Here is a 10,655-nt window from a genome sequence, read left to right as displayed (position 1 = left end):
CGTCGGGGCGATTCCACGACGCCGGACTGGTTTCGTTGCCCGGAGGCGGAGCGGAAATTCTTGACGACCGCACCCGCCGCAAAATCAGCCGGCTGAAAGGCTCGTGGCGCGACTGGATGGATGTCATGCAAACGGCCCATAAGGTCGGAATGCGTACTACCGGAACGATGGTGATCGGCTTCGGCGAGACGATCGAGGAACGCGCGCTGCATCTGCTTCGCATCCGCGACGCGCAGGATGAATGCCTCGCGAACGGCTACAATACGCCGGGCTTCCTGGCCTTCATCTCTTGGACGTTCCAGCCGGACAACACGAATTTGAAGGCGGAAAAGCTGGGGCCGCAAGACTATCTGAAAAACGTCGCGATCAGCCGCATCATGCTCGACAACATCAAGAACTTCCAGTCGTCATGGGTGACGATGGGACCGGAGGTCGGCAAGCTGTCGCTGCACTACGGCTGCAACGATTTCGGCTCGACGATGATCGAAGAAAACGTCGTTTCCGCGGCAGGGACGACGCACAAGGTGAACATCGGATCGACGCTGCAGCTCATTCGGGAAGCGGGAAAAATTCCCGCGCAGCGCAATACGCGCTATGAGATTTTGCGCCGTTTCGACGACGAAACGGTTCGGGTGCATAAAGACTTCATTATGCAAAATTAGCACAAAATAAAATCAAAGACGCTTGCTCTTCGAACCATCTCAGGCTTGAAGGCAGGCGTCTTTTTGCGTATGTTTATGCACGGCTCGCGCCAACGCTTAGCCTAGCCACTGAAAGACACGGTGCCCGGCCGTTTCCTCGGCCTCCCGGCCCAAACCGCCCTTGCCCGGAAGCAGCAGCTCCGGCTGGACTAGAACCGCGGCGCCGCCGCTTCCGCCCGTTCCGCCGCTGCCGATGACGACCCGCGCGCCCCGCGGCACAAGCGGGTACAGAGCGGACATCGCCTCGTTCGTCAGCCGGATGCAGCCGAGCGACCGGTTTGCACCGATCGATGCTGCGTCCGCGGTGCCGTGAATGGCGATGTCGCCCATCCCCAAGGCAGCGGTGCCATAAACCCCCGGGCGACTTCCTTGCGGCTCACGGACCCGCTCCAGGATGGTCAAGGTGCCGTCTGGAGTTCGACCGTCGGCGCCCAGTCCAACCGGCAGCTCCGCGAGCACCATCGGGCCGGCGTTCAGTCGGAGCAAGTGGGCGTTTTTGTCTATGGTGACCATAACCGGTTCGAAAGGAAGGCTGGCGGAGGCGGCTGCCGTCCCGGATATGCCCTCCAACGCGACATTGGGATAAAACCTGCGCGCGGGGTCTTGAGCATGGGCATCGTAAACCCATCCGCCGCTCCCATCAAAAACGGTTCGGACATGAGCCGAACCGGTAATCGTTTCTATAGGCATATAGCTGGCGTAATTATTGGGATAAGGCTGAAACAGCTGTTCGATGGAGGAGGGGGGCGATCCGTGATCCGCAGCGTAAGCTTCAAGCGCCGTGCGGATCAGTTGGGCTCCGGCCGTCGTCCGGAGCTTTTGAAATTCCGGGTGAAGGAACCGGATTTTGACCGAAGTATCGACGGCCGGATTGTATTCCGCCAAGACAAACGCCTTGGTTTTAAGCTGCTCGTCGCTCAGCGGCACCGCTTGGTTATCGGCCGTTCGCACGCCGGAAGCCACACCGTACAGGACGATCGTTTGCTTCGGATGATCGTTTGCAAGCTGCAGCGCTTTCTTATGAAGCGCCTCCTCCACCGCCTTCTGCGGCTCTCCGTAAGGAAAATGCAAGACGTAGGCGGTTTCGATGCTTTCGTACGTTACTTCTTTCCCGACGCTCCAAGGCATAAACGCCGACACGACCTTCGAGACGGCGGTCGGTCCGTACAACAGCGCAAGCAGCAGCACGTTGATGAACAGGAGCACCAACAGCAGCATTTTTAGGCCGGCGGCAGCGCCTTTTCTTTTGGTACGGGGCGCAATTGTGTCTGAAGCAGCTTGAGGTCCGGGGATAGCGGGAGCTTTCTCCTTCGTCAGCCGCCGGATCGAGCCGGAAGCGGGAAAATAATACGGCGAAGGATACGTGCTCATCGCTTCCTTATAATGCTGCAGCGCTTTGCCGATATTGCCGTTATTTTCGAAATATTGCCCCAGCTTGTAATGCGCCTCGGGAGAGTGCGGATCGAGATACGTGATCACCTTTTCGTGGTACTTGGGATCGCTGCGATTAAGATAAATATTTTTGTGCAGACGAACCAGCTTGTCCGCAGCCGGCGATTTGAACCTTGAGCGAAGATGCTGCATAGCAAACCTCCCAGGATCGTATTTCGTAATTGATACATATTGTATCATAGTCATGTTAAAAAATACAATTAGTATCGTTTAAGGAGGCTTCTGATGAATTCTCCTCACAGTTATTGCTACGTCCCCAGCGACTGTACTTTGTATATCTGCGAAGGTCCAGCCATATACTTTAAAGGAATCGTAAGGCCCGAAAGGAGAGTGTGACCCTGGATGAAGCTGTTGACGATCGTAATGGTGAAACGCTCCGAAGCTCAGGCTGATCGGCTTTTGCGTCTTGTCGAGCTTTTCGGCGAACGGCTACATAAGGAGAACAAGATCCGGATCGTTCTGGACCGGCGGAACGGTCTGCAGCGAGTCGAAGTGAGCGCGGTTATGCCGGCTTTTCAACTGCAGGCCGACGGGCACGCGCTATATGAAGCGGCAGCCGGCGCCGTAGCGGACTATTTATTGGCTGAAGAAGAGCAGCGTCTGCTGCGTCATATGATCCGTCATGAGTTTCATTACAAGCAGGACGAAGAGACGGATAGCATCCTGGGCTATTGCAGCCAAATGCTGGGAGAGCAGAGCGATTCGGCGGCGGTCAAATCGGACAAGAGTGAAGCGTACCTGCGGCGGAAAAACAATCTGACCGCCCTGCTTACCGAATACATCGAAGAGCATACGGAGCTGAATTTGGACGGCTTTCTGCGCTTCCGGGCGCCGGATTACTTGAACGAGCTCCGCGAAGTTGTCGAATATGCCGTCGACGAATTCGTCATGGACCGGCAGTATCGGGAGTTCATTTCCCTTCTGCAATATTTCGTCTATATTCAAGAAGCGAAAATTCCGTTCGTACACCTTATCCATAAAGGCGGCAATGAGTTTATGCTGCTTGGCGAGCATCTGGAGAAGATCGAAACGAACGACGCGGATGCCGTCGTGACGGTAGAAACGCTCGAGAAAGATATGAATTTCGAGGATATGATTGTCAGCACGCTGATTACGGTATCTCCGCAGCAGATCTATATCCACACCCGCGAACCGGATTTGCAGGTGATCAAGACGATCCGGCAAATTTTCGAAAACCGAGTGGAGCTGTGCGGCTACTGTCGGCTATGCCAAAACCTTGACCGCTCGACGGCGGCTGAATATAATAAGGGATAAGGCCAAGATCGAAGACACGATCGGTTGAAGTGCTGTCCAGAGAGAGGGGACACCCGGCTGCAATCCCCTTCAGCGAACGTCAATCGGTTACCCCTTTGTAGCCGTGATTTGGAAAACGTCGCCCTCGCCCGATAAGACCAGCGGGTGGAGACGCGCAGTATAAATCGCCGGATCATTCCCGTTACCGAATGAGTTGAGGATTCGCAGCATGTTCTTTTTGTTCAACCGATGAGCTGCGGATTGAATTAGGGTGGAACCACGAGCTAAGCGTACTCGTCCCTTTCGGGATGATACGCTTTTTGTATTTTCTACAATTATTGGAGGTAGTGGACATGGCTGTAAAAGTAACTTTCCCCGACGGAGCGGTGAAGGAATATCCGCAGGGAACGACGGTGGAAGAGATCGCAGGCTCGATAAGCTCGGGTCTGAAAAAAAATGCCGTCGTAGGCAAACTGAACGGAAAGCTCTTCGACTTGAGCACACCGCTCGAAGAAGACGCTGCGCTGCAAATCGTTACGCTGGACAGCGAAGAAGGCCTGGAGGTATACCGTCACAGTACGGCGCATTTGATGGCGCAGGCGATCAAACGGCTGTACGGCAATAAAAGCGTCAAGCTCGGCATCGGACCGGTGATCGAAGACGGGTTCTACTACGATATCGATATGGAAACGTCGATCACCCCGGAAGATCTGACCAAAATCGAGAAAGAAATGGAACGCATCGTTCAGGAAAACTTGCCGATCCGCCGCCGGGTGGTCAGCCGCGAGGAAGCGCTGAGCATTTTCGGCGAGCTGGAGGACCCGCTCAAGCTGGAGCTGATCCGCGACCTTCCGGAAGATTCGGTCATTACGATTTATGACCAAGGCGAATTTTTCGACCTGTGCCGCGGACCGCACCTTCCGTCCACCGGACGGATCAAAGCGTTCAAGCTGCTCAGCGTAGCGGGCGCTTACTGGCGCGGTGATTCCAAGAACAAAATGCTGCAGCGCATCTACGGCACGGCGTTCCCGAAAAAATCGGAGTTGGACGAGCATTTGCACTTGTTGGAGGAAGCGAAAAAACGCGACCACCGCAAGCTCGGCAAAGAGCTGAAAATGTTCACCTTCTCCAGCGAAGTCGGTCAAGGCCTTCCGATCTGGCTGCCGCACGGCGCCAAAGTACGCCGCACCCTGGAGCGTTATATCGTCGATCTGGAGGAGCGTCTCGGGTATCAGCACGTCTACACGCCGGTGCTTGCCAACGTGGAATTGTACAAAACGAGCGGCCACTGGGAGCATTATCAGGAAGACATGTTCCCTAAGATGGAGCTGGACAATGAAGAGCTTGTGCTGCGCCCGATGAACTGCCCGCACCATATGATGGTGTACAAGAGCGACATGCGCAGCTACCGCGACCTGCCGGTGCGGATCGCCGAGCTCGGAACGATGCACCGCTACGAGATGTCGGGAGCGCTTACCGGCCTGCACCGCGTCCGGGCGATGACGCTCAATGACGCGCATATTTTCTGCCGCCCGGATCAAATCAAGGAAGAGTTTGCGCGCGTCGTCAACCTGATCCGCCAAGTATACGAGGACTTCGGTATTAAGGAATACCGCTTCCGCCTGTCGTACCGCGATCCGAAGGATACGGAGAAATATTTCCAAAACGATGAAATGTGGGAAATGTCGCAGCGGATGCTTCGCGAGGTAGTCGAAGAGCTCGGACTGCCGTTCTTCGAAGCGGAAGGCGAGGCGGCCTTCTATGGTCCGAAGCTGGACGTGCAGATCAAGACCGCGCTCAAGAAAGAAGAGACGCTGTCGACCGCGCAGCTCGACTTCCTGCTGCCGGAACGCTTCCAATTGGAATACGTCGGAGCTGACGGACAGAAGCATCGTCCGGTCGTTATTCACCGCGGCATTATTTCGACCATGGAACGGATGACCGCTTTCCTGCTTGAGAACTTCGCCGGCGCGCTGCCGACATGGCTGTGTCCGGTCCAGGCGAAGGTGCTTCCGGTCTCCGGCAACTTCGACGAATATGCCAAGGAAGTCGAAGCGAAGCTGCAAAACGCGGGAATTCGCGTCGAAGCCGATCTGCGCAACGAGAAGCTCGGATACAAAATTCGCGAAGCGCAGCTTGAGAAAATTCCGTACATGCTCGTTGTCGGCGAAAATGAGGTGCAAGCGTCCGGTGCTTCCGTCCGCAAGCGCGGTCAAGGCGACCTCGGCGCACACAGCGTAGATAGCGTCATCGAAATGATTCGGGAAGAGATCCGAACCAAGCAAGCGTAAGCTGCTATAGCGATATGATTTGCAGAAAGCCTGCTCCTTGTTTTGAAGGGGGCAGGCTCTTTGCATTGGACCAAGGGAAGCTGTTTTTAAAGCGGGCGTGTAGGTTGATTAGATGCGGCTTGCTTGTTCCGCGTTAAATATTTTCCCAACTGCATGGAAGGCCGCTCGATCATAAACCAGCAAACTGCCGCTACCATGAGTGCTCCTATAAAGGATAGGGACAGGATCATAGAATTGGACAATCGCCCGTGCAAAGCGTGAGCAAGCGTTAACATGACCACCAAATGAGTTAAATATAAACTGTACGATATTTTGCCCAGGAAGACGAAACCGGAATGGGTTAACCCGTTAGAGAGCCTGGAAGAAGCGAGCGAAGCGACAATGAAAACGGATGCGCCCATCGCGATGCCATACTCGGATAAATAGAAATTATAGGGCGTATCGAACAGCTTCTTAAAGAAATACTTATTCAACACTTCGGAATAATTATAAAACAGCAATCCGGCGACAAGCACCGTCCATTTCAAGGAAGCTTTTGAATGAAGGTACATATCCATCAGCTGCTTTCTATACTTAGCAATTAACGAACCGATGATAAAGAGCGATAAATAATGCAAGGAATCAAAGTAGCTTGAATGGTACCCATTGCTAGGAAGCTTAAATAACATACCGTCCAATCCGGCAATGAAAGTGAGGAGAATGCAAACGCTCAGAGAGACAAGGGGGTTGAGGTTTTTGACCATGAGCACGATGAACGGAAAAATGATTGAGATGCGCAGCTCGTGAATGAGCGTCCAGATCACAGGATTATAAGATATCGTATGAGGGTTGCCGATGAATAAAATGTGCTCCGCGATTAACGAGGGATCGGAAGCGTTCTTCCACGATTGGTTGATGAAGGAATTGAATTCAGGCAAAATACCTTGATATAAAACAATGGCAATATAAATGGTGATACAAATTGTAACTAAATAAGGAACATAAATTCGGAATAATCTTTTAACGAGGAATGAAAAGTAAGGGGGTGAATTTCCGTTCAAAACCGGTAGCGACAATACGAATCCGCTGAGCAGAAAAAATAAAATCACAGCCCCATGCCCGTTGATAAACAATCTGGCAGGCGTAACTTCAAGAATTGTAGTAAATGCATTCTTTTGCGGCATAGCCAATAAAAGATGATGAAACAAAACTGTAAGCGCTGCCAAACCTCTCAACGAATCTAATTGTTTGAACCGCAAACTTCCCATATTGCGATCCCTCCTTTTATAAAAATAATACATAACGTATCGGTCAACCGCCAATATTTAAACAAAATTTTATAATCAGTGCGGCTTGCGACGGCATATGACCGTGTATAGATCTTGCGAATGTTGGAGAGCCTCTTCTAGTAAGGGGAGGTTTAAACCAAGCATATGCTACCAAAAACCGCAAGCCATGCCAAATGGATCTTGTTCATCGTGTTGATGCTGTCCTTCTTGATATGGTTTGAAAAACAACAGGATTACAAGCGGTCTACCGCGCCGAACAATGAGCTGCCGATCGCCGCTTTACCCGTATCCTTGCATACGCCCGGTGTCAACAAGCCGGAGGTCAAGCAGCCTGACTCCCAGCCCGTATCTGCCGCAAGCGGCCGCCGAACGATGAATTACAAGCTGTTTCCCCACAAGGGACAAGATTTATCCAACTATAAAGCCGTCGAGGTGACGGCAACCGGATATTATGCCGGACGGGAGTCGACTGGCAAAAACCCCGGACATCCCGAATACGGAGTCACGTTTTCCGGAATGAAGGTTACCCGGGACGTCCAATCGTTCTCCACGATCGCCGCAGATCCGAAGGTATTTCCGATCGGAACGGTACTGTACATTCCCGGCTACGGCTACGGGATTGTCGCGGATACGGGCAGTGCTATCAAAGGCAACCGGATCGACTTGTATTTCGAGACGAAGGATCAAGTGTACAAAGAGTGGGGCAAAAAAACGTTGAATGTCTTCGTGGTAAAAAGGGGCGACGGAAAAATTAACGAAGCGCTCTGGAACCAATTGAAAAGCGAGCTGCTGTTTTAAAAAAATTTGCTAAGCATAGCGTCCCTCCTTGAAATCCATAATAAAGGATATCAGGGGAGGTGATAGTGATGGCTAAAAATAAAAATCAAAATTTAAATCTAAATATCAATAAAAACCTGAAGACCGATACGGAATTTTCCGAGGAGGTCGTGGCAAATAACGTGAAGCAGCCGGCTCAAAACAACCCGAGCGAGAGCGCCAGCGAATCGGCAAGACAATAAGGAAATAAGCAGATCCAAGGAGGAGGCCCGAATGAGATTTCGAGGCTTCTTCTTTTCGCTTGACGGGAGTCCGAACGAAATTCGTTATTTTCAAAGCGGGGATTTTGGTGTAAACTGATACTAACGATGTAATTATATCTAACATCATAGGATAGGTGAGGTTTCATGTTGAATGCTGTGCCGTCAGGGGGTTCGGCAAGGATGAACCAGCGGAAAGCGGCGGAAGTGTATCCTTTTCTCGAAGCGTATATCGCCCGTAAGGAGGAGCAGCTAGCGGAGCTGGAGCAAACCATCGAACGTTACGAGAAAAAGCGGATGATGGAAGAAAGAAGCTATCAAATGATGTCAACTTTTCGTCGGTTATTTGCAGGGAAAAAGCCGGATCATCATCTGGCCGTCGAATACATCCACTACGTCAAAAAGCCTATGGAACAAATTCGCGTGCTGCGGGTGGAGATTGAGCAGGCCCGCTCCATTTTGAATGAAAGTGAACCGAACGATTTGGTGGCCGTAAGCGAAGAGTTGTCGAGAGCATTGGATTAAACCAAGGAAACGATCATGGACCGCATAAAGCGTCTGTTCGCCGTTTGTTGGCGTCGGAGGCTTATTTTTGTTTCCGCATATTGACAAAAACGCCCTGCCCCCTTATGTTTCTAACGAAGGTCAACGGTTAGGTTATCCGCCCGATAGACATGGAAAGGGATGAAGCGATGATGACAAGAAAGTTCGAAGATTTTGTATACGAACGCCCGGATATGGAGCGGCTGACGCAACAGATGAACGAATCGCTGCAGCAGTTCTCCGAGGCCGGTTCGGCGGAGGAGCAGCAGGCTCTTCTGACCCGGTTGAATGAGCTTCGGAGCCATTTCGAGTCGATGGCCGCGATCGCCCGTATCCGGCATACCATCGATACGAACGACCCGTTCTATAAAGCGGAGCAGGATTTTTTCGACCAGCAGACGCCGGTGTATCAAGGCTTCCTGTCGAAGTATTATGCGGCATTGGCCGAATCGCCTTACCGGGCGGCATTGGAAGAGCAATGGGGCCAACAATTGTTCCGGATCGCCGAGAGAACCGTGAAAACGTTCGCGCCTGAAATAATTGACGAGCTGCGGCAGGAGAATAAGCTTGTCTCCGACTATATTAAACTGACCGCCTCCGCGTCGATTTCGTTTGACGGCCGCGAGCTCAATCTGGCTCAGCTCACGCCTTACACGCTGTCTACCGACCGGGAGACGCGCAAGCGCGCGCTGGATGCGGGATACGCTTTTTTTGCGGAGCACGAGACGGCTCTTGACGAAATCTACGATAGTCTTGTCCAAGTGCGGACGAGCATCGCCCGAAAGCTCGGCTATCCGAACTTCGTTCAGCTTGGATACGACCGTCTGAAGCGCTCGGATTACGACTCGGCCGATGTTGCCGTGTTCCGGGAACAGGTGCGGAAGCATCTGGTGCCGCTTGCTTCGCGCATCCGAGAGCAGCAACGGCAGATGCTTGGCCTGGAACGGTTAACTTACTATGACGCCAGTTATCGTTTTCCGAAAGGTAACCCGACGCCTAAAGGCGATGCCGATTGGATCGTCGACAACGCCAAGCGGATGTACGCCGAGCTGTCGCCGGAGACCGACGCTTTCTTCGGGATGATGACGGAGCGCGGACTGATGGATCTCGTCAGCAAAACCGGCAAAGCGCTCGGCGGCTACTGCTCGTATATCAAATCGGAGCAGGTGCCTTTTATTTTCTCCAATTTCAACGGAACGAGCGGGGATGTCGACGTGCTGACGCACGAAGCCGGACATGCGTTCCAGCAGTACATGAGCCGCCATCATGAGGTGCCGGAATACGTGCATCCGACATTGGAAGCGTGCGAGATTCATTCGATGAGCATGGAGTTTTTCGCCTGGCCTTGGATGGAGCTGTTTTTCCGCGAAGATACGGACAAATACAAGTACAAGCATTTGAGCGCGGCTATCCTGTTCATTCCTTACGGTACCGCGGTCGATGAATTCCAGCATTTCGTGTACGAGCACCCGGAAGCGACCCCGGCGGAGCGCAAAGCCAAGTGGCGTGAGCTGGAATCGGTCTATCGTCCGGATTTGGCGCTGGAGGAGAACGATTTGCTGAATCGCGGCGGGTACTGGTATCAGCAGCGGCACATTTTTCGAACGCCGTTTTATTATATCGACTACACGCTGGCGCAAATCTGCGCGCTCCAATTCTGGTCCCGCGCGCAAAGCGACAGCAAGCTGGCTTGGGACGATTACGTCAGGCTTTGCCGGGAAGGCGGCAGCCGTTCGTTCAGCGAGCTGGTGGAGGTGGCGGGACTGCTTTCTCCGTTTGCGGAAGGCACAGTCGAGTCGGTCATCGGTGATATCGGCGCGTGGCTGGAAAAGGCGGACATTCATGCGTTCTAGAATTCGATAGCAGTCTTGAAAACTAACAAAATTTTACTGATAGACGAAAAAAATTTACATTTTTCGTCTCTTTTTTTTGTTTTCAATTCACTGGTGTTTAAGGAGAATTCAAAAAAAATTGTAAAATTTTAAAATTCCTAATGACAAGTTGGTCAATTAACTTCATAATGGGACTTGATGCTGTCATCCGAAATAATTCCAGCTAAGTGAAATTTTATGACACAATGAATGTGGAAGTGAAGGTGATCCCTTGTCT

Annotated in this window: 9 protein-coding genes; 7 read left to right on the top strand and 2 right to left on the bottom strand. The window is 52.2% G+C overall.

Annotated features, from left to right (window positions below; all coding sequences use genetic code 11):
- On the top strand, positions 1-662 hold a 662-nt coding region (locus QJ48_RS23510; protein ID WP_337589637.1), incomplete at its 5' end, for a radical SAM protein.
- A 96-nt stretch (positions 663-758) separates the two neighbouring features.
- Here QJ48_RS23510 and QJ48_RS23505 read toward each other — a convergent pair.
- Positions 759-2,285: a L,D-transpeptidase family protein gene (locus tag QJ48_RS23505; protein ID WP_054975915.1), complete on the bottom strand. Its 1,527-nt coding sequence runs from the start codon at positions 2,283-2,285 to the stop codon at positions 759-761.
- 210 nt (positions 2,286-2,495) lie between these two features.
- On the opposite strand from QJ48_RS23505, the gene ytxC reads away from it, so the two are divergent.
- The gene (ytxC, locus tag QJ48_RS23500; protein WP_054975914.1) at positions 2,496-3,428 is read left to right on the top strand and encodes a putative sporulation protein YtxC; all 933 of its coding nucleotides are present in this window, start codon (positions 2,496-2,498) and stop codon (positions 3,426-3,428) included.
- Positions 3,429-3,760: 332 nt separating this feature from the next.
- Positions 3,761-5,698, top strand: coding sequence for a threonine--tRNA ligase (thrS, locus tag QJ48_RS23495; protein ID WP_054975913.1), 1,938 nt, complete (start codon positions 3,761-3,763; stop codon positions 5,696-5,698).
- An 86-nt stretch (positions 5,699-5,784) separates the two neighbouring features.
- Here the strand turns inward: thrS and QJ48_RS23490 are convergent, their stop codons facing one another.
- Positions 5,785-6,945 (bottom strand): acyltransferase, encoded by a 1,161-nt coding sequence (locus tag QJ48_RS23490; protein ID WP_054975912.1) that lies wholly within the window; start codon positions 6,943-6,945, stop codon positions 5,785-5,787.
- Between the two features lie 165 nt (positions 6,946-7,110).
- Here QJ48_RS23490 and QJ48_RS23485 point away from each other — a divergent pair, with 165 nt between their 5' ends.
- From QJ48_RS23485 to QJ48_RS23475, 4 genes are all read left to right on the top strand, one after another.
- The gene (locus QJ48_RS23485) at positions 7,111-7,764 is read left to right on the top strand and encodes a 3D domain-containing protein (RefSeq protein WP_054975911.1); all 654 of its coding nucleotides are present in this window, start codon (positions 7,111-7,113) and stop codon (positions 7,762-7,764) included.
- A gap of 68 nt (positions 7,765-7,832) precedes the next feature.
- Positions 7,833-7,985, top strand: a complete 153-nt coding sequence (locus QJ48_RS37055) for a hypothetical protein (RefSeq protein ID WP_157261737.1) — start codon at positions 7,833-7,835, stop codon at positions 7,983-7,985.
- A 201-nt stretch (positions 7,986-8,186) separates the two neighbouring features.
- Positions 8,187-8,528 (top strand): hypothetical protein, encoded by a 342-nt coding sequence (locus QJ48_RS23480; RefSeq protein WP_054975910.1) that lies wholly within the window; start codon positions 8,187-8,189, stop codon positions 8,526-8,528.
- A gap of 170 nt (positions 8,529-8,698) precedes the next feature.
- Positions 8,699-10,399, top strand: a complete 1,701-nt coding sequence (locus tag QJ48_RS23475; RefSeq protein ID WP_054975916.1) for a M3 family oligoendopeptidase — start codon at positions 8,699-8,701, stop codon at positions 10,397-10,399.
- Positions 10,400-10,655 lie beyond the last annotated feature (256 nt).

The organism is Paenibacillus sp. A3, from assembly GCF_001399685.1.
GTDB lineage: Bacteria > Bacillota > Bacilli > Paenibacillales > NBRC-103111 > Paenibacillus_G.
The sequence above is the reverse complement of the archived record's forward strand: the minus strand, read 5'-3'. Positions and strand labels throughout refer to the sequence as shown.